This is a genomic window from Pseudomonas entomophila, from assembly GCF_023277925.1.
GTDB lineage: Bacteria > Pseudomonadota > Gammaproteobacteria > Pseudomonadales > Pseudomonadaceae > Aquipseudomonas > Aquipseudomonas entomophila_D.
Genome location: NZ_CP063832.1, coordinates 362,736 through 386,722 on the forward strand (window position 1 = coordinate 362,736; position 23,987 = coordinate 386,722).

Here is a 23,987-nt window from a genome sequence, read left to right on the forward strand (position 1 = left end):
GCACCTTTATCGGCGCGCCACTTGGGGGGGATGCGCCGCGCCAACACTTCAAGTATTGGTCAGGATTGGCGCGCTGCCAGCGTATGCTGATCGTTTTTTAAACAGATTTGGAATACGTCTTGATTCCATAGCGCATTCATTGCATTGCAATGTGGCGGACCTGGCGCAGTGCTTCGTCGATCAGGCGTTGATCGGTATAGAAGTGTGGGGAAAAACGCACTCCCGGGCCGCGTACCGCACAGATCACCCCACCGGCGTTGAGCGTTCGATAAATGTCGGCATTGGCGTGGCCCTCCAGGCTGAACGTGACGATGCCCGCCCGTTGCCCGGGATCATTCGGGCTGTGCAGGCGCGCACCGGGCAGGGCGGCCAACCCGTCGTGCAATTGCTCCACCCGCAGTGCCAGCTGTTCGGCGACCACGGTCATGCCCACGTCTTCCAGCAGCGACAGGCTGGCCTCCAGTGCGCAGGTGCCGAGCATGTTCGGGCTGCCGGGTTCGAAGCGCCTGGCGCTGCGGGCCGGCTGCCAGTCGCGGCGCTCGAAATCGCCCAGGTGTTCGAGCATATGCCAGCCATAGGCGTTCAGCTTGAGCTTCTTGCGCAGTTCTGCTCGACAGTAGAACACCGCCAGCCCCTCGGGGCCGAGCATCCACTTGTGGCCGTCGGCCATGGCGAAGTCGCACTGGTAGCGCTGCACATCGAAGGGCAGGGCGCCGATGTGCTGGATCGCATCTACACAGAACAGCACGCCGCGGCTGCGACAACCTTCACCGAGGCGCGTCAGGTCCAGGCGCAGGCCGCTGCCGAACTGCACGGCACTGATCGCCAGCAAGCGTGCGCGGGGGCCGCAGGCGTTCAGCAACGCAGCCTCAGGGGCTTCACCGGCCAGGCTTACCTCCAGCACTTCGACGCCGCGCTCGGCCAGGGCCTGCCAGACCACGCGGTTGGAAGGGAACTCTTCGTCACTGATGATCACCTGGTCACCGGGTTGCCAATCCAGGCCGAAAGCGACCAGCGACAGGGCCTGGGAGGTGTTGCCCACCAGGGCAATCTCACCGGTGGTCGGGGCGTTGAGCAAGCGTGCCAGACGCTCGCGTAGGCGCCGTTCGGTGGCGAGCCAGGCTGGGTATTCACGGGCCCCCAGGCGCACGTTGTCACGGGCGAAGCGTGCCACGGCCTCGCTGGCCCGGCGCGGCCACGGGGCGATGGTGGCGTGGTTCAGGTAGCACAGGCCCGGTGCCTGGTCGAACTCATCAAGAAACATAGACATGGTTGGAAGATCCGTGCAATTTGCCGCCACTTAGGCATAATAAACCGCTTCGATTGTCATCCCAGTCCTTCCTATGCAGAAAGAACCTCGTAAGGTCCGTGAGTTTCGTCGTCGTGAGCAAGAGATCCTCGACACCGCGCTCAAGCTGTTTCTCGAACAGGGTGAAGACAGTGTCACCGTCGAGATGATCGCCGACGCCGTGGGCATCGGCAAAGGCACGATCTACAAGCACTTCAAGTCCAAGGCGGAAATTTATCTGCGCCTGATGCTCGACTATGAGCGCGATCTGAACGAGCTGTTGCATTCGGCAGATGTCGACCGCGACAAGGAAGCCCTGTCGCGCGCTTACTTCGAGTTCCGCATGCGCGATCCGCAGCGTTACCGGTTGTTCGACCGCCTGGAAGAGAAAGTGGTCAAAGGCAACCAGGTGCCAGAAATGGTCGAGCAGTTGCACAGCATCCGCGCCTCCAACTTCGACCGCCTCACGCAGTTGATCAAGGGCCGGATCAGCGAAGGCAAGCTCGAGGACGTGCCGCCGTACTTCCACTACTGCGCTGCCTGGGCCCTGGTCCATGGCGCGGTGGCGCTGTACCACTCGCCGTTCTGGAGCAACGTACTCGAGGATCAGGAAGGCTTCTTCCAGTTCCTGATGGATATCGGCGTGCGCATGGGCAACAAGCGCAAGCGCGATCCTGAATCCGCGAGCTAAAGCCTCTCCTCGGATGCCCACTGTTCCTCGGTGGGCATCATCTCTTCAAGGCTCCGTCTGGAAGGCTTGCAAAAACCTGATTTTTAAGTCAGGTTTTGCCCGCCAGAATCTTCCACGCCGGAGTCATCCATGATCGTTGATCGTCAAGGCAGGCGCTTTCGCAACCTGCGCGTCAGCCTGACTGCTGCCTGCAACTATGCCTGCACCTATTGCGTGCCGGATGGCAAGCGCCTGGTAGCGGCGCAGGATGAGCTCACGGCGGACGCGTTGGCCCGGGGCGTGGCCTACCTGGTCGAGGCCGCCGGTATCGAGCGTTTGCGCATCACTGGCGGCGAGCCACTGATCAGCCCGCGGCTGGAGGCGTTCCTCAAGGCTGTGGCCGGTCTGGGCCTGGACGACATCAGCCTCACCACCAATGGCCAGTTGCTCGTGCGCAAGCTGCCCTTGCTGCGCGACGCCGGAATTCGCCGGCTCAATGTTTCCCTCGATACCCTCGATCCGGGTGCTTTTCGCGGTATTGCCCGTGGTGGCGACTTGGCCAGCGTGCTGGCTGGCATGGAGCAGGCCAGTGCCGCAGGCATGGCGATCAAGGTCAACATGGTGCCCATGCGCGGGCAGAATCTTGACCAGGTGTTGCCGTTGCTCGACTACTGCCTCGAGCGTGGCTACGAGCTGCGTTTCATCGAGCTGATGCGCATGGGGCACTTGGCGCGCGACGGTAATGCCTTCCTGCAACAGTTCGTGGGCCTTGAGCAATTGCTGGGGTTGATCGGGCAATCCCACCGCTACGAGCAGGCCCCCCGACCAGTCGATGCGACGGCATTGCGATATCACATTCCCGGCAAAGGGCATTTCGGTGTAATTGCCAATGAGAGCGTGCCGTTCTGTCGATCCTGCTCGCGCCTGCGCCTGTCGTCCACCGGTTGGTTGCATGGCTGTCTGTCGTCGAGTAACCGTCACTTTGTCGGCGACCTGCTCGACAAGCCCCGTCATCAGGCGTTACCAGCCCTGCAGCGCTTGCTGGTCAAGGCCCTGGCAGACAAGCAGGACGTGGCGTTTTCCGGCGACGTGATGGTGATGAAGGTGATTGGTGGCTGACTCTGGCGCAGATTCTGCATCTGGCGGCTATTCGCCGGTTTTTCGTCACCGGTCTCTGGAGGAAAGATGCGTAGCCTGGTCTTGCTGCTGGCGCTGATGGCGTTGGGTGGCTGCATGAATGTCAGTGATATGGGCGAGGGTGTGCGGTATCACATGAGTGACGCCGGCCTGCTGGATCACAGCGACACCACCCGGACCTTGTCGATCCGCCTGCAGCCCGACTCGTTCATCTTCATCGGCCAAGGTGCGTTCGTGCCGCCGGGCAAGGGGCCGCTGCCACGCCAGAATGTGGTAGCCGAGGAAGCATTCAAGAGCTTTGTCGAGTACTTCCCGCTGGTGCGCCGTGCGCAGGTGCCGTTGGGCCTGGAAGATGCGATCGCCGAGGCTCGCTCGGTAGGCGCCGACTATGTGCTCTACACTCGCTTTGCGCGCACCGACGACCGGATCGGTAATGGCGACGAGTGGTATGACGAACAGGCCGTTGATCGCCTGGGCTGGGACAATGGCGTGGTGCAGATGATGCTCATCGAGACCAGCACCCGTTACTTGATCGATACCGCCCGCATCAAGAGCCGTGGCGGTTTGTTGACGTTCCACGACAACACGCCACAGGATTTGCTTGCGGCGCCCATGCGCGAGTACGCTCGTAGTCTCCTGGGTATGAGCCGCTGAGCGAGAGTGAAATGACCGATTCCGGCAAGGCCAGCGACCTGTTGGCGCAGATCCCCGCGCACAAGGGCTTGCCCCCAGTGCATCTGTGGACCCCGGATTTCTGTGGCGACATCGACATGCGCATCGCCCGCGATGGCACCTGGTATTACTTGGGCACGCCGATCGGGCGCAAGCCGATGGTGCGGTTGTTCTCCAGTATCATTCGCCGGGAAGGGGATGACTATTTTCTGGTCACGCCGGTGGAGAAGGTCGGGATTCGTGTCGATGACGCGCCCTTTGTCGCTGTGCTGCTGGATGTGCAGGGTAGTGGTGAGCAGCAGGTGCTGCGTTTTACCAGCAATGTCGACGATCAGGTCGAGGCTGGCCCGGGCAATCCGCTGCGTGTCGAGATCGATCCTGTCACCCTTGAGCCTTCTCCCTACGTGCTGATGCGCACCAACCTCGAAGCGCTGATTCACCGCAATGTGTTCTATCAGTTGGTGGAGTTGGCGGTGGGGCGGGTGATTGATGGGGAGGAGTGGCTTGGGGTATGGAGCCAGGGTGAGTTCTATCCGATTGGGCGAAGTGCCTGATACTTGTTCTCAGGTCTGGCTGCCAATACTAATTGCCGCCCATTAATCAATTTATAACGCTGGCGCTGGCTAAAAGCCAAAGCCATTGGCAGTAGCCAATCACCACCGAAGGGGAATGTCTCCGGAGCGTCGCTACCTGGGGATCGGCTAGCAGCGTTCAGGCGCGATCAGGTAATCGGCCTCCCGATATTTCCCCGAATTGGCCATTTGTCGCTCACCACCCTGGGCTTAACCTGCTGGCAGACACACCACAGGAGAAGCCCTCATGCGCTCTATCTACCTCCCCGTTACCCTGCTGACGCTAGGTCTGCTAGCACCGATTTCTCCCGCCTGGGCCCATGGCGACCTACCTGACCAGGTCAAGATTCTCCAGGAACAATTCCCCGCCAACGCCCCAGGCAAGAAAGCCGTGATGCTGACGGTCAGCTATGCGCCCGGTCAGGCGTCGCCTGCCCATCAGCACCCGGGTGCGGTCATGGCCTACGTTCTGAAAGGGGCGGTGACATCGAAGCTCAACGACGAGCCGGAGAAGACCTACAAGGCCGGAGAGTTCTGGTATGAGGCCCCAGGCACCGTGCACAGCGTTTCGCGCAACGCCAGCAAGGCCCAGCCAGCCAAGCTGCTGGTATGGAGCCTGGTGGACGAGGGGCGGCCAGTGACCGAGCCCCTGTCCCGTTAAGCCACCGCAGGCGTTACAGTGCTTGCTTTGCTGCGTTGATCAGGCCCTGGTCCAGCACCTGGCTGGGCGCTACTTGCACACTCTGGGTGTAGAAGGGCGGCAACTTTTGCGCCAGTTGCGCCACCGCCTGCGGGGTGACGCCGTCGTGCAGGAGCACATATTGCAGATTGGACGGGAACGACTGGGGTACCGGCCCTTCCATGGTCGAGCCATAGGCGCCGAAGGTCATCACCGCCTCGCTGGTGCTCGGGTCCGGGATGTACAGGAACACGAAGGTGCCGTACTTGGGGTGGGTCAGGTAGTGCTCTGCCTCGGCGCGCACCTGCGGATCATTGTCATTCATCAGGGTCCAGCGCATCAGGGCGTACTGGCGCGTCGTCTCCATGAACGCCGTGCGGATCGGTGACTGGTCCTCCTGGCCGCCCAGGCAGGCCAGCAAGTTGCCGAACGGGTCGAGCAATGCCACTGCGTTGGTTCTGTCGGATACCGCGGCGGTCTCGGTCAGCGGTTTGGCCAATTCCACGCCTGGCATGCGTGGATTGTCGCTTTTGACGGTCAGTGCCCATTTGCTGAGCTTGGTCAGTGCCTGACGGACTGCGCTGGTAGCAGGCAGTGTCGCCGGATTCTTCAGCTCGGAAGGCGGCAGGCCGCTGTTGTTGCTGGCTTCGCGCACCGTGTTGACGCTGGCGTCGAAGATTGAGCCGGTCAGGCTGAACACCCGGGCGTCGATTTTCTGGTTCGCATAGACGGGGCCTTGCGAGCCCTGATAAGGGCGGTTGATGGGCGCGTCCACCGCGTAGTAGCCCCAGGTTTCTTGCGCCTTTTGCCGCAAGGTGGGTGGGAAGGTGGGGAAGTTGAACTGGCTGTTGTAGTTGACCCCGGCAAAGGTGTCGATGGCACTGACGGCCACATTGAAGCCAGCGGTCAGCAGCGAGCCCGCGCACATCGCGCACGGGTCCAGGGTGGTCACCACAGTCAGCTTGTTCGGCTCGGGGAGGTTCAACTCATGCCGTTTGTCGTAATACCACTGCACCAATTGCCGTTCGCCGTGGGCCGTCGGGTCATGGGGCAGGAAAGGCGGCTGCGCCTTGCTGCCGGGGAAGGGTTGCAGCACGTTGTTGTGCATGCTTACCAGAACTTTGCCGGTGGCGTTCTCGATGATACAGCCACCTACCGCGAACGTACCTTGCTGGGCGGCCAGGATGGCCTGATCGGCGACCTGCTCCACGGCTTCCTGGGCGTTGCGAGTGCTATTCATGATGACTCCCTGTCGTTGTTGCGCCGGATGCGCACGCTGACGATAGTCCAGGGGAGGGGGAACACAAGAAGGCGGGGCGCAAAAGAAAAAACCTCCAGTGCTTGCGCATCTGGAGGTTTTCAATGTTTGGCTCCGCGACCTGGACTCGAACCAGGGACCCAATGATTAACAGTCATTTGCTCTACCGACTGAGCTATCGCGGAATCTGTGCGCATCTTACCGCTTGCCCGGGGGAAGTCAAGCTTCCCCTAGACAATCAAGCAGTTACAGCACTTCGACGATGGCCTTGGTGACCACGTGGATGTTGCTCTGGTTCAGCGCGGCGACCGCAATACGGCCGGTGTCCAGTGCGTAGATGCCAAAGTCGCCCTTCAGGCGGGCCACTTGCTCCACGGTCAGGCCTGAGTAAGAGAACATGCCGCACTGACGGCCGACGAAGCTGAAGTCACGGTTGGCGCCGTATTCGGCCAGCAGCTTGACCATCTGCTTGCGCATGCCATGGATGCGCTCGCGCATCTCGGCCAGCTCGGTTTCCCACATCTGGCACAGCTCGGGGCTGTTGAGCACCGCGGCGACGATGCTGGCGCCGTGGGTCGGTGGGTTGGAGTAGGTAGTGCGGATCACGCGCTTGACCTGCGACAGCACACGGGTGCTTTCGTCTTTCGAGCCGGTGACGATCGACAGGGCGCCGACGCGCTCGCCGTACAGCGAGAACGACTTGGAGAACGAGCTGGAGACGAAGAACTCCAGACCCGACTCGGCGAACAGGCGCACGGCGAAGGCGTCTTCGGCGATACCGGCGCCGAAGCCTTGGTAGGCCATGTCGAGGAAGGGGACGTGGCCTTTGGCCTTGACCACTTCCAGCACGTTCTTCCAGTCGTCCAGCGACAGGTCGACGCCGGTCGGGTTATGGCAGCAGGCGTGCAGGACAATGATCGAGCCGGACGGCAGCTTGTTCAGGTCTTCGAGCATGCCGGCGCGGTTGACGTCGTGGCTGGCCGCATCGTAGTAACGATAGCTCTGTACCGGGAAACCGGCGGTTTCGAACAGGGCGCGATGGTTTTCCCAGCTCGGGTCGCTGATGGCGACCACGGCACCTGGCTGCAGGCGCTTGAGGAAGTCGGCGCCGATCTTCAGAGCACCGGTACCGCCGACAGCCTGCACGGTGACCACGCGGCCTTCGGCCAGCAGCGGCGACTCTTTACCGAAGATCAGCTTCTGCACGGCCAGGTCGTACTGGGCGATGCCGTCGATCGGCAGGTAACCACGGGAGGCGTGCTGGGCGGCACGGGCGGTTTCGGCTTCGATTACCGCGCGCAGCAGCGGGATACGGCCTTCCTCATTGCAGTAAACGCCTACGCCCAAGTTGACTTTGTCAGTGCGTGGGTCGGCGTTGAATGCTTCGTTGAGGCCCAGGATGGGGTCGCGGGGTGCCAGCTCGACTGCGGAAAACAGGCTCATTGTTACCTTGGCTCTGAATAGGAGAGTGATAGGGGTCGCCACGCTCCAGCCGAATGCACTGAAGCGGTGCACAAACGGGGAGTCAGTATAGTGATACCGGTCGGTCACTGCGACAGTCTGGCGCAGCTTTTAAGGCTGTTTGCGCAAATATTTTTCGACCATTGGTCGAATTGCCCGGTCCATTGTCATGAACGCTCACAGGTCGGACTTGAATCCCGCGCCCGGGCGGCGCATTTGGGTATAGACTACTGGCTAAATTTACAGTTGCCGCGACATCCACGAGGTCCGTCATGTCCGAGTTCCAGCTCGTCACCCGATTCCAGCCGGCCGGCGACCAGCCCGAAGCCATCCGCCAGATGGTCGAGGGCATTGACGCCGGCCTGTCGCACCAGACCCTGCTCGGGGTGACCGGCTCGGGCAAGACCTTCAGCATCGCCAATGTCATCCAGCAGGTGCAGCGCCCGACCATGGTGCTAGCCCCCAACAAGACACTGGCTGCCCAGCTGTATGGCGAGTTCAAGGCGTTCTTCCCGAACAATGCGGTCGAGTACTTCGTTTCGTACTACGACTACTATCAGCCAGAAGCCTATGTGCCGTCGTCGGACACCTTCATCGAGAAGGATGCCTCGATCAACGACCACATTGAGCAAATGCGCCTGTCTGCAACCAAGGCACTGCTCGAGCGGCGCGACGCGATCATTGTAACCACCGTATCGTGCATCTATGGCCTCGGTAGCCCCGAGACGTACCTGAAGATGGTCCTGCACGTCGACCGTGGCGACAAGCTCGACCAGCGTGCGCTGCTTCGCCGCCTCACAGACCTTCAGTACACCCGCAACGAGATGGACTTCGCCCGCGCCACCTTCCGTGTGCGTGGTGATGTGATCGACGTCTTCCCGGCCGAATCGGACTTGGAGGCCATTCGCATCGAGCTGTTCGATGACGAGGTGGAGAACATCGCCGCTTTCGACCCGTTGACTGGCGAGGTGATCCGCAAGCTGCCGCGTTTCACCTTCTATCCGAAGAGCCACTATGTGACCCCAAGGGAAACCCTGGTCGAGGCGGTGGAGGGGATCAAGGAGGAGCTCAAGGAGCGTCTCGAGTATCTGAATACGCACAACAAACTGGTGGAGGCGCAGCGCCTGGAGCAGCGCACCCGTTTCGACCTGGAGATGATCCTCGAACTGGGCTACTGCAACGGCATCGAGAACTACTCGCGCTACCTCTCCGGCCGCCCGGCCGGCGCGCCACCGCCCACACTCTACGACTACCTGCCCGATGACGCGTTGCTGGTGATAGACGAGTCCCACGTCAGCGTTCCGCAGGTCGGCGCCATGTACAAGGGCGACCGCTCGCGCAAGGAGACGCTGGTGGAGTACGGTTTCCGCCTGCCGTCGGCGTTGGACAACCGCCCCATGCGCTTCGATGAATGGGAGGCAGTCAGCCCGCAGACCATCTTCGTTTCCGCCACTCCAGGCCCTTATGAAGCCGAACATGCTGGCCGTGTGGTCGAGCAGGTAGTGCGTCCCACTGGTCTGGTCGACCCGCAGGTCGAGGTGCGCCCGGCGCTCACCCAGGTCGACGACCTGCTCTCTGAGATCGGCAAGCGCGTCGCCCAGGGCGAGCGGGTGCTGGCCACCACGCTGACGAAGCGCATGGCCGAGGACCTCACCGACTACCTGGCCGACCACGATGTGCGGGTACGTTACCTGCACTCGGACATCGACACCGTCGAGCGGGTCGAAATCATCCGTGACCTGCGCTTGGGCACCTTCGACGTGCTGGTGGGCATCAACCTGCTGCGCGAGGGGCTGGACATGCCCGAAGTGTCATTGGTGGCCATCCTCGACGCTGACAAGGAAGGTTTCCTGCGTTCCGAGCGCTCGCTGATCCAGACTATCGGCCGCGCTGCACGTAACCTCAACGGCAAGGCGATCCTCTACGCCGACAACATTACCGGTTCCATGCAGCGCGCCATCGACGAGACCGAGCGGCGGCGCGAGAAGCAGATCGCGTTCAACACGGCCAACGGCATCGTGCCCAAGGGCGTGGTCAAAGATATTACCGACATCATGGAAGGTGCCACCGTGCCAGGTGCACGCAGCAAGAAGCGCAAGGGTATGGCCAAGGCGGCGGAGGAAGCCGGGCGCTACGAGGTCGAGCTGCAGACGCCGGCGCAGATCACCAAGCGTATCAAGCAGTTGGAAGAGAAGATGTTCCAGTTTGCCCGCGACCTGGAGTTCGAGGCCGCAGCGCAGTTGCGCGACGAGATCGGGCAGTTGCGTGAGCGTCTGATTACCAGTTGACTCACCCCTGGTTCTCCAGCGAGGCGGCCCTCATGGAATAAACCGTTTCCATAGATTTGGCGCCACCTCTGTAGGAGCTTTAGCCGCGATCACCCGCAAAGCGGGTGCCAGAAACCGCGTTGCCTGCATCGCAGCTAAAGCCGCACCTACAGCGAATCACCCAGGCAGATTACAAGTCAGTGCGCTTCCCCTGCCTTCAGCCCCTGCGGCAACTTCCTGGTTAGCAACATCGCCAACATGCTTACCGCCAAGCCGATCCCGACAAAATGAAAGGCATCGTTGTACGCCATGATCAGTGCTTGCTGATGAGTGATCTCGCTCAGCTTGCCCAGCGCCGCCGTGTCATTTCCCAACCGTTCGCCCAACTGCACCAACCGCTCCGCTACCTGCGGATTACTCGGCACCACCGCTTCGCGCAGGTAGTCGAAGTACACCTTGGTCCGCGCATCCAGCAACGTCGCCAACAGCGCGATGCCAATGGCGCCACCGAGGTTGCGCAGGATGTTGAACAGGCTCGATGCCGACCCTGCGTCTTGCGGTTGTATGAAGGCCGTGGCGATCAGCGAGATGGTCACCATGATCATGGGCTGACCGATGGCACGGATCACCTGGATCTGGTTGAACTGCGGCCCGGCGAAATCCGGGTTGAGCACCCCCGAACTGAAACTGGCCAGGCCGAACAGGCAGAAGCCCAGGGCGCACAGTACTTTGGGCGGGATCACCTTCATCAGCAGCGGTACCAGGGGGATCAGGAACAGCTGCGGCACACCCATCCACATGATCACCTCGCCGATCTGCAGGGCGTTGTAGCCCTGGATCTGCGCCAGGTACAACGGCAGCAGATAGATCGAGCCGTACAGTCCGACCCCCATGCCCAGGCTGGCGATGCTTGACAGGCCGAAGTTTCGGTTACCGAGGATGCGTAAGTTGATCAGCGGGTGAGGGCGGGAGAACTGCAGGATCACGAACAGGACCAGGCTGAGCAGGGCGACGGTGCCCAGGCCCACGATCAGGTTCGACTCCAGCCAGTCCTTGCGGTGACCTTCCTCCAGAAAAACCTGGAGGCAACCCAGGCCTACACCCAGGCTGACGATGCCGGCGTAATCGGTGCTTTTCAGCAACTCCCAGTGGGCTTCTTTCTTTTCCAGCCCGTAGAGCAGGCCGGCGATCATCACCAGACCCGGCGGGATGTTGATGTAGAAAATGTACTCCCAGCCCCAGTTCTCGGTCAGCCAGCCGCCCAGGGTCGGGCCGATGGAGGGCGCGAAGGTGGCCGTCATGGCGAACATGGCCATGCCCTTGGCGCGATGGTGTTCGGGCAGCTTGATCAAGGTCAGGGTGAAGGCCAGAGGAATCAGCGCGCCACCGGTGAACCCCTGCAGGGCGCGGAACACGATCATGCTCTCCAGGTTCCAAGCCATCGAACACAGCAGCGATGACAGCAGGAAGCCCAGCGAAACCCATACCGCCAGGCGTCGGGCCGAAAGCAGCTGCACCAGCCAGGCGGTCAGCGGGATCATGATGATCTCCGCCACCAGGTAGGAGGTGGAGATCCACGAGCCTTCCTCCAGGGTCGCCGACAGCGCGCCCTGGATGTCCTTGAGCGAAGAGTTGGTGATCTGGATATCCAGCACTGCCATGAAGGCGCCGAGCATCACGCTCATCACCGCGATCCAGTCGCGCCGGGTCGGCTCGCCAGTGGGCCGCAGGAGCTGGTCACCGGTCATCCGCATCCCTATCGCGCAGGTCGACCGTGGCAGTGACCGACATGCCCGGGCGGATTCGACCGTGCAGCGGGTTATCGGCGGCGAAAGTCAGCTTGACGGGGATTCGCTGCACTACCTTGGTGAAGTTGCCCGTGGCGTTGTCCGGGGGCAGCAGGCTGAACTGTGCGCCGGAGGCGGCGAACAGGCTGTTCACGCGGCCTTCGATCGGTGTGTCGGGGTAGCTGTCGAACACCAGCTCGGCGCGCTGGCCGGGGTGCATCCTGCCGATCTGCGTTTCCTTGAAGTTGGCCTGTACCCAGATGGCCTCGTCGGGGACGATCGACAACAGGTAGGCGCCGGCCTGCACCACCTGGCCATTGCGCGCACTGCGCTGGCCGATGGTGCCGCTGATCGGCGCGTGGATCTCGCAGCGGGTCAGGTTCAGTTCGGCCTGGGCCAGGTCGGCGCGGGCGTTGGCGATCTGTGCGTCCAGGCGCTTGAGCTCAGCGGTCAGGGCATCGATTTGCTGGCGCTGGCCCTTGAGGTCGGCCTGGGCCTTGTCGACCTGGGAACGGGCGACATGGCTGTCTGCCGAGAGGGTGGTGACCCGCTCTTCCGAGATGAAGCCGGGCTTGCGCAGGGCCTGGGCGCGGTTGAGGTCGAGCTGCGAGCGGTCGAGGGTAGCCTGGCTGGCGGCGACCTGGGCCTGGCCGGCGGCGATCAGGCTGCCTTGCTGGGTCAGGCGGCTCTGTGCCTGCACCCGTTCGGCCTCGCGGGTGGCCAGGGCGGCACGGGCGCGCTCGATAGCCAGTTCGAAATCGGCGGTTTCCAGGCGCACCAGCAGGTCACCCTTGCTGACGTGCTGGTTGTCATCCACCCGCACCTCATCGATACGTGCCCCCAGTTGGCTGGAAATGCGCGTGATCTCGCCCTGCACATAGGCGTTGTCGGTGCTTTCGTAGAAGCGCCCCTTGAAATACCAGTGGGCGAGGAAGCCAAGGCCGATGAGCAGCACCAGGGTGATGAAGATCAGCAGGCGACGTTTGAGTTGGGTGGGCATGGGAGCCAAGGTTCCATAAATGTAAGCAAATTTAACAGCGGCAGCCGGCACCGTCACAAGTGACGATAGCGCCATTGCTGGAGCCCGGTGCCCGCTCCCTGCTAACATCCAGCCTTTGTTTCAATCTTCGTTCGAGACTCCCAATGACCACCGTTCGCACGCGTATCGCGCCATCGCCCACTGGCGACCCCCATGTCGGCACCGCCTACATCGCCCTGTTCAACTACTGCTTCGCCAAGCAGCATGGCGGCGAATTCATCCTGCGGATCGAAGACACCGACCAGTTGCGCTCCACCCGCGAGTCGGAGCAGCAGATCTTCGACGCCCTGCGTTGGCTCGGCATCGAGTGGAACGAAGGCCCTGATGTCGGCGGCCCGCATGGCCCGTACCGGCAGAGCGAGCGTGGCGAGATCTACGCCAGGTACGCCAAGGAGCTGGTCGACGCCGGCCACGCTTTCTACTGCTTCTGCACTGCCGAAGAGCTGGAGCAGATGCGCGCCGAGCAGATGGCTCGTGGCGAAACCCCCCGCTATGACGGCCGTGCCCTGCTGCTGAGCGACGAGGAAGTGCAGCGACGCCTGGCTGCAGGCGAGCCGCACGTGATCCGCATGAAAGTACCGAGCGAAGGCATCTGCGTGGTGCCGGACATGCTCCGTGGCGATGTCGAGATCCCGTGGGACCGCATGGACATGCAGGTGCTGATGAAGAACGACGGCCTGCCGACGTACTTCCTGGCCAACGTGGTCGACGACCATCTGATGGGCATCACCCACGTGCTGCGTGGCGAAGAGTGGCTGCCATCCGCCCCCAAACTGATCAAACTGTATGAGTACTTCGGTTGGGAGCAGCCCAAGCTGTGCTATATGCCGCTGCTGCGCAACCCCGACAAGAGCAAGTTGTCGAAGCGCAAGAACCCGACCTCGGTGACTTTCTACGAGCGCATGGGTTTCATGCCTGAAGCCATGCTCAACTACCTGGGGCGCATGGGGTGGTCGATGCCGGACGAGCGCGAGAAATTCTCGTTGGCGGAAATGGTCGAGCACTTCGACCTGTCGCGTATCTCCCTGGGCGGCCCGATCTTCGACATCGAGAAGCTCTCTTGGCTGAACGGCCAGTGGCTGCGCGAGCTGCCAGTCGAGGAATTTGCCGCGCGCGTACAGAAGTGGGCCTTCAACAGCGACTACATGATGAAGATCGCCCCGCATGTGCAGGGCCGGGTCGAGACCTTCAGCCAGATCGCCCCGCTGGGTGGCTTCTTCTTCGAAGGCGCGCTCAAGCTCGATGCAAAACTGTTCGAGAGCAAGAAGCTGTCGGCCGACCAGGTACGCCAGGTGATGCAACTGATCCTGTGGAAGCTGGAAAGCCTGCGCCAGTGGGAAAAGGACCGCATCACTGGCTGCATCCAGGCCGTGGTCGAGTCGCTGGAGCTGAAGCTGCGTGATGCCATGCCGCTGATGTTCGCCGCGATTACTGGCCAGGCCAGCTCGGTGTCGGTGCTCGACGCCATGGAAATTCTCGGCCCGGACCTGACCCGCTACCGCCTGCGCCAGGCCATCGACCTGCTCGGTGGTGTGTCGAAGAAGGAAAACAAGGAGTGGGAGAAGCTGCTGGCGAACATCGCCTGATAGCGGCATTTCCTGCTTGTGGGAGCGGGCGAGCCCGCTCCCACAGGTCCGAGTAAGGCTGAAGTAGTAGGGCAGGGCGGTAAGTGATTGTTATCTGTGAAAAAAATTTTGAATATTTTCAAAAATTCGTTTGACAGCCCTGCAATCCGATCTTAATATGCGCCCCGTCCACAGCGATGAACGAAAACGAAACGTCAGGCACCCAGCCAGCGCTTCGGTTCAAAGCGACATTGTGGGGCTATAGCTCAGCTGGGAGAGCGCCTGCATGGCATGCAGGAGGTCAGCGGTTCGATCCCGCTTAGCTCCACCAAATTCCGACTGATAGCCACGGCTGTCAGGCAAGGCCGGTTCCAGCAAGCGGGTCTTGAAGGTAAGAAGGTTCGTCCCCTTCGTCTAGTGGCCTAGGACACCGCCCTTTCACGGCGGTAACAGGGGTTCGAGTCCCCTAGGGGACGCCAGTTTTGCACAAGCGATGTTTTAGTCGCTGGGCCGAGAGGCTAGAAATCCGGGGCTATAGCTCAGCTGGGAGAGCGCCTGCATGGCATGCAGGAGGTCAGCGGTTCGATCCCGCTTAGCTCCACCAATTTTGCCGCGGTTCGTGAAAACGGATCGGCACGAAGGTTACGTCCCCTTCGTCTAGTGGCCTAGGACACCGCCCTTTCACGGCGGTAACAGGGGTTCGAGTCCCCTAGGGGACGCCACTTTTACCCGCGTTTTGCGGGAGTTGAAAGGCTCATCACCAGATGTTGAGCCTTTTGTTTTACTCGGGGCTATAGCTCAGCTGGGAGAGCGCCTGCATGGCATGCAGGAGGTCAGCGGTTCGATCCCGCTTAGCTCCACCAATTCCGCCACGGTTCGCGAAAGCGAACCGGCACGAAGGTCAAGTCCCCTTCGTCTAGTGGCCTAGGACACCGCCCTTTCACGGCGGTAACAGGGGTTCGAGTCCCCTAGGGGACGCCAATTTTTACCCGCGTTTTGCGGGACTTATAAGGCTCATTCGATTATTGAATGGGCCTTTTGTTTTTTCTGCCCTAAAAACATTTTTCGAGCCCCTCTCAGCGAGTGCAAATAGTGCTTGCGATAAAATATTATAAGCATAATATGTCGATCATAATATTTGAGGTGAGCCATGAGCGACAAGAAGAGCAAGACCCGCGAGCGGATTCTCGAAGCCGCTCGCAGCGCCTTGATCCAGTACGGTCCGGCCGACCCGAGTGTCAGCCAGGTGATGGGCGCCGCGGGTTTGACGGTGGGGGGGTTCTACGCCCACTTCGACAGCAAGGACGAGCTCATGCTCGAGGCATTCCGGCAATTGCTGGGCGAGCGTCGTGGCTTGCTGGCCAAGGTCGACCCAAGCCTGGATGGCACCGAGCGCCGGGTTCTGGCGGCTGCCTTCTACCTGTCACGCAAGCATCGCGACGCCGAGGTGCAGGCCTGCCCGATCCCTAGCGCGATTGGTGAAATGCAACGCTTGCCGCCAGCGTTTCGCGAGGTGCTGGCTGAACATATCGAGCTGATGACCGCGCAAATGGTCGACCGCCCCGAGGACATCGACAAGGCCCTGGCCGACTTCGCCCTGATGGTGGGTGGCCTGGCCGTGGCCCGGGCACTTGGGCCGAGTGAGCTGTCCGACCGTATCCTGCGTGCCGCCAAGTCGGCGGTGATCTGAACAACCTATCCCCTCTGGAGCAAGGCGATGAGTACCCTGAGCTGGATTCGTGGCGTCAACGGCACCCTTGGCCACCTGGTCCCCGAGCATGTCGCCGGCAAGATGCGCCGGGCCTTCATGACCCCGCGCACGCTGCCGCCCAAGCCTTGGGAACTGCCGTTGCTGGCGCGGGCCGAGCGTATCACTCTGCGCTTCGGGCTGTCGGCGCTGCGTTGGGGGCAGGGGCCGACCGTGCTGTTGATGCACGGTTGGGAAGGGCGGCCGACGCAGTTCGCTGCCTTGATCGAGACCCTGGTCGACGCCGGTTATACCGTGGTTTCACTGGAGGGGCCGGGCCACGGCCACTCGCCGGGCAACCAGGCCCATGTGGTGTTGTTTGCCCGCGCATTGCTCGAAGCTGCCGCCGAACTGCCGCCCTTGCGCGCGGTGGTCGGCCATTCCATGGGCGGCGCCAGCCTGATGTTGGCCTTGCAATGGGGTTTGCGCACCGAAGCGGCGGTGAGCATCGCCGCGCCGGCCCAATTGCTGGGCGTGCTGCGCGGATTTGCCCGGCATCTTGGTTTGCCGGCGCGCGCGCGTGCGGCGTTCATTCGCCAGGTAGAGCGGGATGTCGGCATCCAGGTGGCGCGCCTGGATGTCAGTGGTTACCAGTTGGACCTGCCGGGCCTGGTGGTACATGCCCAGGACGATACCCTGGTGGCGGCCAGCGAGGCACCGCTCATCCACAAGGCCTGGTTCGACAGTCGCCTGCTGATGCTGGAGGAGGGCGGCCACCTGCGTGTGCTGGCCGACCCACGCCTGGGCCAGGCGGTGCTGGAACTGCTGGCGCGCTCCACCCAGCGCGTGCGGCAAAGCGCCTGAGCTTCCGTTACACTCTGCCCGTTCACCAATACCCTGTGGGAGCGGGCATGAGCTGGGATCTGGCAGCACCATTCGTCATCGACCTGCGCGTCAGCAACGAGGACATCGACGGCCTCGGCCACGCCAACAATGCCGTCTACGTCACTTGGCTGGAGCGCTGTGCCTGGCGCCATTCGCAGCGCCTGGGGTTGGACCTGGCCGAATACCGGCGCCTGGACCGTGCCATGGCGGTGGTCCGCCACGAGATCGACTACCTGGCCGCGGCCTATGAGGACGACGAGCTGCAACTGGCCACCTGGATCATCGATTGGGACCAGCGCCTGCGCATGACCCGCCGTTTCCAGCTCAAGCGCCCGAGCGATGGCGTCACGCTGTTGCGCGCGCAGACCACCTTCGCCTGCATCGAGCTGTCCAGCGGCAAGCCCCGGCGCATGCCGGCGGAGTTCCTCGACGGATATGGCCCGGCGCTGATCGGCAACTGAAACGTGGCGGTTTTTTGCTAGACTGCCGCCCTTTTCGTCCCGAGACACTTCCATGCAAATTGCCCTGGCCCCGATGGAGGGGCTGGTCGACAACATCCTGCGCGACGTCCTGACCCGGGTGGGGGGCATCGACTGGTGCGTCACCGAGTTCATCCGCGTCTGCGACCGCCTGTTGCCGGAATCTTCGTTCGACAAGCTCGCACCGGAGCTGCGTCGCGGTGCGCGCACGGCGGCAGGCGTGCCAATGCGTGTGCAATTGCTCGGTTCGGACCCGGTATGCCTGGCCGAGAACGCTGTGCGGGCCTGCGAACTGGGTGCGCCGGTGATCGACCTGAACTTCGGCTGCCCGGCCAAGACCGTGAACAAGTCCAGGGGTGGGGCGGTGCTGCTCAAGGAGCCGGAACTGCTGCACGCCATCGTGCGCGAAGTAAGGCGGCAGGTGCCGGCGCACATTCCGGTGACCGCCAAGATGCGCCTGGGCTTCGACAGTCCGGATGGCGCCCTGGACTGCGCCAGGGCGTTGGCCGAGGGCGGTGCCGAGCATCTTGTGGTGCATGCGCGGACCAAGGTCGAGGGCTACAAGCCGCCGGCGCACTGGGAGTGGGTGGCGCGGGTGCAGGACGTAGTCAAGGTGCCCGTGTTCGCCAATGGTGAGATCTGGACCGTGGATGACTGGCGGCGCTGCCGTGAGGTCAGCGGTGCCACGGACATCATGCTGGGGCGCGGGTTGGTTTCCCGGCCGGACCTGGCCTTGCAGATTGCGGCGGCCCGTGATGGCGTGGAGTACCAGCCAATGGCCTGGAACGATCTGTTGCCGCTGTTGCGCGAGTTCTGGCGCCAGGCCCAGGACAAGCTGTCGCCGCGTTATGCACCTGGGCGGATGAAGCAGTGGCTGGCCATGTTGACGCGTAGTTACCCCGAGGCGGTGGTGCTGTTCGCCGAACTGCGTCGCGAGGAGGATTGCCAGCGGATCAGTCGATTGTTCGACGGTGCGTTGCCGGTGCTTGAGGAGTGTGTCGCCTGAACGGTTCGCATGGCGAGCCATGCAAAAATCTTTCTACCGCCCCTTGAAAGCCCATGGCCCGGCCATATCTCTTGAGTACGCGATGCCGAAGTCGGGTCGCGTAGTGACTTAACTTGCTGAATCTCAGGAGTTCATGACCATGACTACCGCTTTCTCTCTCGCACCGCTTTTCCGCAATTCCGTGGGTTTCGACCGTTTCAACGACCTGTTCGAAGCCGCCGCCCGTAACGAGGCCGGTAGCAGCTACCCGCCCTACAACGTGGAAAAGCACGGTGAAGACCACTATCGTATCGTGGTTGCCGCAGCCGGCTTCCAGGAGCAAGACCTCGACCTGCAGGTCGAGAAAGGCGTTTTGACCGTGATCGGCGGCAAGCGTGAAAACAACGGCGCGGCAGGGGTCACTTACCTGCACCAGGGCATCGCCCAGCGCGCCTTCAAGCTGTCGTTCCGGTTGGCTGACCATATCGAGGTCAAGGGCGCGGGCCTGGCCAACGGCTTGCTCAGCATCGAGCTGCTGCGTGTGGTGCCGGAAGAGGCCAAGGCCAAGCGCATCCCGATCAATGGCGACAAGCCAGCGCTGAACTGAGTTCGACGGCATGAAAGCAAGGGCACCTTCGGGTGCCCTTTTTGTATTTGCGCGACCCTGCTGTCCTCTGTAATCGGATGGACTCGCCCCCGCCGAGGCATCACAGTGCCACGGTGGCGTTCTAAAAAGCCAACGGCAGCGAGGGCGAGACCATGAGCAAGCATAGGACGAAGCGCAATTCCCTGTCTTCCAACGATGTAACGCTTTGCCAACATCTGTCAGTCGACCTGGCCAAGCAAGTCTTTCAGGTGGCCGGAGATGACGGTTCCGGGCGCGTCATCTACGAAGATCGAATCAAATCCCGTGAAGCCTTTCATGCGTTCCTGACCAGGCTGCCACCCACCGTGACGGTCCTGATGGAAAGTGGCCCCGGCGCTCAAGCATGGGGGCGTTTGCTACAGGCGCAGGGAACGCCAGTCCGCATCCTGCCCGCGCAGCGAGTGGCGGAGCACCGCAGTGGTGCCAAGAACGATCGTAACGACGCCCATGCCATCTTGCGCGCAGGCCGGGATACCAGCATTGCTGCGGTGCCGATCAAGAGCACTGCCGCTTTGGCGATTCAAGCCTTACACCGCGCCCGCAGAGGCTATGTCAGGCGCCACACCGCGCTAGGCAACCAGATCCGCGGCCTGTTACTGGAACAGGGCGTCGCCCTGGCGCAAGGCGATTTAGCCGTCAGCCACGGTGTACCGCGCATTCTTGAAGATACGACTCAACCATTGCCAGATCTGCTGCGTGAATTGCTCGATGAACTGCTCGCCGAATGGCGCTATCTGAGTGAGCGTATCGCCATCCTGACAGGACGGCTCGAAACAGCGGCGCAGGCCGACAAGGTCGCATGCCGCCTGATGACGATACGCGGTGTCGGCCCGATCATCGCCACAGCGATGCTGGCCAAGCAGCCTGAACCCTCGCGTTTCCCCAATGCTCGACAGTTTGCCGCTTACTTTGGCCTGGTGCCCGACCAGCACAGCAGTGGAAAGAAGGTCAGGCTAGGCAAGATGAGCAAGCGAGGTGACGGCTACCTGCGCAGCATGATGATCCAGGGTGCGCACGCGGTTCTTAGCCATTTGAAGCCTGATTCCGATCAGCCAGACGATCGCCGCCTCTTGCGATGGTTAACTCGACTTGGTCGCAAGGAGGCGGCGATCAGACTGGCTAATCGAAATCTGCGCATCATCTGGGTGCTGCTACAAGGTGAGCAGGTCTACCAACGCCAACCGAACGATCGTCAGGAGCCCGCCATGAGCCACTGACTTACGGTGTTACGCCACCGGGGTGCCGAGCGCCCCAGCCCCTGCTAGTGAACATCGACCCTAGGTAAGACCGTCGCGGATTAATGCCTACGCTCCTACCGGCCCAAGAGGCCTAAATGTAATGGGCATGCTGCGAGCTCACCCCGATGTTGGCCAGAAGCACCAAGCTTCCTCGAATAGGCCTGATACATAGATGCAACCGGGTAACCTTGTTCGAAAAGCAGGTAGACAATGTAGGCGAGTCCATACATAGGAGCGGCTTCAGCCGCGATGCAGGCGCCGCGGCCCTGGCACCCGCTTGCGCAGGTGATCGCGGCTGAAGCCGCTCCTGCAGCGCGTGGTGCAGAGCTTCTGAAAGCATTTCAGTAGTCCGCCGGCGCCTCCAGCAGCATCTGGCGAAACTCCGTCAGCGGCAGCGGTCGGCTGTGCAAGTAGCCCTGGTACAGGTGGCAACCCAGCCGTTCCAGGAACTCCAGCTGTTCGGTCAGTTCTACTCCCTCGGCGATCACCGCCAGTTCGAGGCTGCGTGCCATGGCCACGATGGCCCGGACGATTTCGGCGTCGTTGGGGTCGACCGGCGCATCGCGCACGAACGTCTGGTCGATCTTCAGCGCATCCACCGGCAGGCGCTTGAGGTAGGTAAGCGAGGAATAGCCGGTACCAAAGTCATCCATGGCGAAACTCACGCCGACGCGCTTGAGCTCGCGCATCTTGCTGATGGTGTCCTCGAGGTTCTGGATGACGATGCCTTCAGTGATTTCCAGGGTGAGCATGCGCCGCGGCAGGCGATAGTCGTCGAGGCTGCGCAACACCCGCTCGACGAAGTCGTTCTGGCGAAACTGCCGGGGGCTGATATTGACGCACAGGCTGAAGTCGTCGGCGTCGATGAGGTTGTCTTCGAGCATGCGGGCGCAGGCGTCGCAGGCTTCGTCAAGGATCCAGCTGCCCACTTCGAGGATCAGGCCGCTCTCCTCAAGCACCTGGATGAACTGTGCCGGCGGTTGTTGACCCAGCTGCGGGTGATGCCAGCGCAGCAGTACTTCGGCGCCGACGATGCGGTTGTCGCGGGCGTCGACCTGGGGTTGGAAGTGCAGGGCCAGTTCGCCTCGGGCCAGGGCCAGGCGCAGGTCGTTCTCCATGCGCAGGCGTTCGCTGGCGGCCTTCTGCATGGTGCTGTGGAACAGTTGGGTGGTGTTGCGCCCGGAATCCTTGGCCCGATACAGGGCGATATCGGCGCGCTTGAGCAGGTCGGCGGGGGTCGCGCCGTGGTCGGGGATCAGCGCCACGCCGATACTGGGCGTCACTTGCAGGCGCTGCCCGTCCAGCGACATGGGTTCGGCCAGCAGCTCGCGCAGGGTGTCGGCCAGCTCGCGCACCTTGCTTTCGACCAGCTCGCGGCTGCCCTCCAGGCCACTGAGCAGTACCACGAACTCGTCGCCGCCCAGGCGCGCCACGGTGTCTTCCAGGCGCACGCTGGCCTCCAGGCGGGCGGTGATGATCTTCAGCACGGTGTCGCCCACCGGGTGGCCAAGCGAGTCGTTGATGTGCTTGAAGTGGTCGAGGTCGAGGAACAGCAGGGCGCCGCGCAGGTTGTGGCGCTTGAGCAGGGCGATCTGCTGGCTCAGGCGGTCCATCAGTAGCGCCCGGTTGGGCAGGTTGGTCAGCGGGTCGTGGTAGGCCAGGTGACGGATCTGCGCCTGGGCGTTCTTCAGCAGGCTGACATCGCGGGCGGTGAGCAGCAGGCAGTCGGTCTCGTTGAGGCTGATCGGCTCCACCGACACCTCGACGGTGAGGATGTCGCCGCGCTTGTTGCGCCCGAGCATTTCACGATGATGCACCCGGCCACGCTCGCGCAACTCGTTGAGCAGGGCCGCGCGCTGCTTGTCGTCGGCCCAGATGCCGATGTCGTAGACGCTGCGCCCCACCACCTCGGCGGCACTGTAGCCGGTCAGGCGGCAGAAGCCGTCGTTGACTTCCAGGTAGCAGCCGCTCTGGCGCTCGGTGATGATGATGGCGTCGGGGCTGGAGTGAAAGGCCTTGGCGAACTTCTCTTCGCTGGCTTTCAGTGCTGCTTCGGCGCGTTGCTGCTGGGTGATGTCACGCAGCGTGGTGACGCTGCAGGGCTGGTTGTCGACGCTGATCAGGCGACTGGAAATCACGCAGGTCAGCGGTGTGCCATTGCGGTGATTGACCCCGACCGCGACGTTGCTCAGGGCCTGGTCACGGATGACTCGCTCGATGCGCTGGGCGCGTTCCGACGACTCGGCCCATAGGCCGAGCTCTTCGGCGGTGCGGCCGATGACCTGATCGGTTTGCCAGCCGAAGGTCTGGCTGAAGGCCGGGTTGATCTCGATGAACTGGCCAGTGTCCTGGCGGGTCACGCAGATCGGGTCGGGGCTGACTTGGAACAGGCTGGCGAATTTCTCTTCGGAGGCGCTCAGGCGCTGTTCGCGTTCCACCTGGTCGGTGATGTCGAGCAGGGTGCCCGCCATGCGCAGTGGGTTGCCCTGCTCGTCGCGGTACAGCCGTGCGCGGCTTTCGATAAAGCGTGTGGTGCCGTTTTCCAGCTGCACCTGGTAAGTGATCTGGTAGTTGCCGGCCGGGCCCTCGCGCAGGCTGCGGTAGGCCTGGCGCATGACATTGCGCTCGTCTTCGGGCACGCCCTCGAAGAAGGCGTCGAAAGATTCGTGGAAGGGCACCGGGGCCAACCCGTGCAATTGCGCGGCGCGGGCCGAGCCATAGAGCATGCCGCTGGGGATGTGCCAGTCCCAGGTACCCAGCTGCGCCGAATCCAGGGCCAGGTCGAGGCGCTCCTGGCTATCCTTGAGTGCTTGTTCGGCGCGTTTGCGCTCGGTGGTGTCGACGAAGGTGCTGATCAGGAAGGTGACGCCTTCCAGTTCGATGCCCTGGGTGCACAGGATGCCGTCGTGGACCTTGCCGCTGGTGGCGCGGAACTGCACCTCCATGATCAGCGGCCCGCTGCCGGCGCGGGTGGCCTCCAGCACCTGGAAGCGTTGCTCGGGGTTGACCCACAGGCCCAGCTCCAGGCTGGTCTTGCCCACCACTTGCGCACCCGGCCAGCCGAACATGTGCTCGAAATGCTGGTTGACCTCGAAGATCATGCCGTCCTGCCGGCGGGTGAGCAGGATGGCGTTGGGGCTGAGGTGGAAGAGGGTGGCGAAACGCTTTTCCGAGTTGATCAGCGCGGTTTCCCGCTCCCGCTGCCGGCTGATCTCGCGAATCACCCCGATCATCTGCGGGTGGCCGTTGGCGTCATGGGTCAGGCTACCGTTGATCTCCAGCCAGTGCACGCTGCCGTCGGCCCAGCGGATGCGGTGGCGCATGGCCTGCTCGACCGGTTCGCCATTGACCACCGCCTGGAAGGCCTGGCGAGTGCGGGCGCGGTCCTCTTCCGGCAGCAGGTCGAGGTAGTCGATGTCGGCGGGCAGAGGGCGCTGCGGGTCGAAGCCGAACAATGCCTGGGTACCCCGCGACCAACTGACCCGGCCGCTGTCGATGTCCCACAACCAGGCGCCCAGGCGCGCGCCATTGAGGGCGGCCAGCAGTTGCGGCGCGTTCTGCCAGGCCTGTTCCGACTCCTGGGGATCGGCGGCGGGGATGCGTGGCAGACGCGGAAAGCGATTTGCTGATTTGGGCATCGGTACCAGACCTTTGGCGAAAAACGCGTCCTTG

The 23,987-nt window shown here is 62.5% G+C and carries 19 protein-coding genes and 7 tRNA genes; 19 read left to right on the forward strand and 7 right to left on the reverse strand.

Annotation, left to right across the window (positions count from 1 at the left end; translation table 11 throughout):
• Window positions 1-136: 136 nt before the first annotated feature.
• Window positions 137-1,270, reverse strand: a complete 1,134-nt coding sequence (locus tag IM733_RS01670) for an aminotransferase class V-fold PLP-dependent enzyme (RefSeq protein WP_248919263.1) — start codon at window positions 1,268-1,270, stop codon at window positions 137-139.
• A gap of 73 nt (window positions 1,271-1,343) precedes the next feature.
• On the opposite strand from IM733_RS01670, the gene IM733_RS01675 reads away from it, so the two are divergent.
• The 5 genes from IM733_RS01675 (at window position 1,344) to IM733_RS01695 (ending at window position 5,000) form a co-directional block, all read left to right on the forward strand.
• The gene (locus IM733_RS01675; protein WP_213660165.1) at window positions 1,344-1,979 is read left to right on the forward strand and encodes a TetR/AcrR family transcriptional regulator; all 636 of its coding nucleotides are present in this window, start codon (window positions 1,344-1,346) and stop codon (window positions 1,977-1,979) included.
• Between the two features lie 129 nt (window positions 1,980-2,108).
• Window positions 2,109-3,077, forward strand: coding sequence for a GTP 3',8-cyclase MoaA (locus IM733_RS01680; RefSeq protein ID WP_248919264.1), 969 nt, complete (start codon window positions 2,109-2,111; stop codon window positions 3,075-3,077).
• Between the two features lie 66 nt (window positions 3,078-3,143).
• Entirely contained in the window at window positions 3,144-3,749 is a 606-nt protein-coding gene (locus tag IM733_RS01685; RefSeq protein ID WP_248919265.1) for a DUF4823 domain-containing protein, read from the forward strand.
• A gap of 11 nt (window positions 3,750-3,760) precedes the next feature.
• Window positions 3,761-4,321, forward strand: coding sequence for a DUF1285 domain-containing protein (locus IM733_RS01690; RefSeq protein ID WP_248919266.1), 561 nt, complete (start codon window positions 3,761-3,763; stop codon window positions 4,319-4,321).
• Between the two features lie 265 nt (window positions 4,322-4,586).
• A complete protein-coding gene (locus tag IM733_RS01695; RefSeq protein ID WP_248919267.1) occupies window positions 4,587-5,000 on the forward strand; it encodes a cupin domain-containing protein in 414 nt (137 codons plus the stop codon).
• Between the two features lie 13 nt (window positions 5,001-5,013).
• Here the strand turns inward: IM733_RS01695 and IM733_RS01700 are convergent, their stop codons facing one another.
• The 3 genes from IM733_RS01700 to IM733_RS01710 all read right to left on the reverse strand — a co-directional run bounded on the left by IM733_RS01700 (window position 5,014) and on the right by IM733_RS01710 (window position 7,719).
• Window positions 5,014-6,258, reverse strand: a complete 1,245-nt coding sequence (locus tag IM733_RS01700; RefSeq protein ID WP_248919268.1) for a nucleoside deaminase — start codon at window positions 6,256-6,258, stop codon at window positions 5,014-5,016.
• Window positions 6,259-6,385: 127 nt separating this feature from the next.
• A tRNA-Asn gene (locus IM733_RS01705) sits at window positions 6,386-6,461 on the reverse strand.
• A 61-nt stretch (window positions 6,462-6,522) separates the two neighbouring features.
• On the reverse strand, window positions 6,523-7,719 hold the full coding sequence (locus tag IM733_RS01710) for an amino acid aminotransferase (RefSeq protein ID WP_248919269.1): 1,197 nt from the start codon (window positions 7,717-7,719) through the stop codon (window positions 6,523-6,525).
• Window positions 7,720-8,009: 290 nt separating this feature from the next.
• Between IM733_RS01710 and uvrB the strand changes: the two genes are divergently transcribed.
• Window positions 8,010-10,025, forward strand: coding sequence for an excinuclease ABC subunit UvrB (uvrB, locus tag IM733_RS01715; RefSeq protein ID WP_248919270.1), 2,016 nt, complete (start codon window positions 8,010-8,012; stop codon window positions 10,023-10,025).
• 176 nt (window positions 10,026-10,201) lie between these two features.
• On the opposite strand, the gene IM733_RS01720 is transcribed toward uvrB, so the two are convergent.
• Together IM733_RS01720 and IM733_RS01725 are read right to left on the reverse strand one after the other, a co-directional pair.
• Window positions 10,202-11,692, reverse strand: coding sequence for an MDR family MFS transporter (locus IM733_RS01720; RefSeq protein ID WP_248921109.1), 1,491 nt, complete (start codon window positions 11,690-11,692; stop codon window positions 10,202-10,204).
• Between the two features lie 49 nt (window positions 11,693-11,741).
• Window positions 11,742-12,791, reverse strand: a complete 1,050-nt coding sequence (locus IM733_RS01725; RefSeq protein WP_248919271.1) for an HlyD family secretion protein — start codon at window positions 12,789-12,791, stop codon at window positions 11,742-11,744.
• Window positions 12,792-12,934: 143 nt separating this feature from the next.
• Here IM733_RS01725 and gltX point away from each other — a divergent pair, with 143 nt between their 5' ends.
• From gltX to IM733_RS01790, 13 genes are all read left to right on the forward strand, one after another.
• Entirely contained in the window at window positions 12,935-14,416 is a 1,482-nt protein-coding gene (gene gltX / locus IM733_RS01730) for a glutamate--tRNA ligase (protein WP_248919272.1), read from the forward strand.
• A gap of 234 nt (window positions 14,417-14,650) precedes the next feature.
• Window positions 14,651-14,726: transfer RNA gene (locus tag IM733_RS01735), tRNA-Ala, on the forward strand.
• 72 nt (window positions 14,727-14,798) lie between these two features.
• A tRNA-Glu gene (locus IM733_RS01740) sits at window positions 14,799-14,874 on the forward strand.
• Between the two features lie 49 nt (window positions 14,875-14,923).
• A tRNA-Ala gene (locus tag IM733_RS01745) sits at window positions 14,924-14,999 on the forward strand.
• 42 nt (window positions 15,000-15,041) lie between these two features.
• Window positions 15,042-15,117: transfer RNA gene (locus IM733_RS01750), tRNA-Glu, on the forward strand.
• 65 nt (window positions 15,118-15,182) lie between these two features.
• Window positions 15,183-15,258, forward strand: a tRNA-Ala gene (locus tag IM733_RS01755).
• Window positions 15,259-15,300: 42 nt separating this feature from the next.
• Window positions 15,301-15,376 (forward strand) — tRNA-Glu (locus IM733_RS01760).
• 169 nt (window positions 15,377-15,545) lie between these two features.
• Window positions 15,546-16,085 (forward strand): TetR/AcrR family transcriptional regulator, encoded by a 540-nt coding sequence (locus IM733_RS01765; protein ID WP_248919273.1) that lies wholly within the window; start codon window positions 15,546-15,548, stop codon window positions 16,083-16,085.
• Between the two features lie 27 nt (window positions 16,086-16,112).
• Entirely contained in the window at window positions 16,113-16,946 is an 834-nt protein-coding gene (locus IM733_RS01770) for an alpha/beta fold hydrolase (protein WP_248919274.1), read from the forward strand.
• A 47-nt stretch (window positions 16,947-16,993) separates the two neighbouring features.
• On the forward strand, window positions 16,994-17,428 hold the full coding sequence (locus IM733_RS01775) for an acyl-CoA thioesterase (protein ID WP_248919275.1): 435 nt from the start codon (window positions 16,994-16,996) through the stop codon (window positions 17,426-17,428).
• A 52-nt stretch (window positions 17,429-17,480) separates the two neighbouring features.
• On the forward strand, window positions 17,481-18,452 hold the full coding sequence (locus tag IM733_RS01780) for a tRNA dihydrouridine synthase (protein ID WP_248919276.1): 972 nt from the start codon (window positions 17,481-17,483) through the stop codon (window positions 18,450-18,452).
• A 139-nt stretch (window positions 18,453-18,591) separates the two neighbouring features.
• Window positions 18,592-19,038 (forward strand): Hsp20 family protein, encoded by a 447-nt coding sequence (locus IM733_RS01785; RefSeq protein WP_248919277.1) that lies wholly within the window; start codon window positions 18,592-18,594, stop codon window positions 19,036-19,038.
• 152 nt (window positions 19,039-19,190) lie between these two features.
• Window positions 19,191-20,294, forward strand: a complete 1,104-nt coding sequence (locus IM733_RS01790; RefSeq protein WP_248917269.1) for an IS110 family transposase — start codon at window positions 19,191-19,193, stop codon at window positions 20,292-20,294.
• Between the two features lie 362 nt (window positions 20,295-20,656).
• Here IM733_RS01790 and IM733_RS01795 read toward each other — a convergent pair whose 3' ends face one another.
• Entirely contained in the window at window positions 20,657-23,953 is a 3,297-nt protein-coding gene (locus IM733_RS01795) for a PAS domain S-box protein (protein ID WP_248919278.1), read from the reverse strand.
• Window positions 23,954-23,987 lie beyond the last annotated feature (34 nt).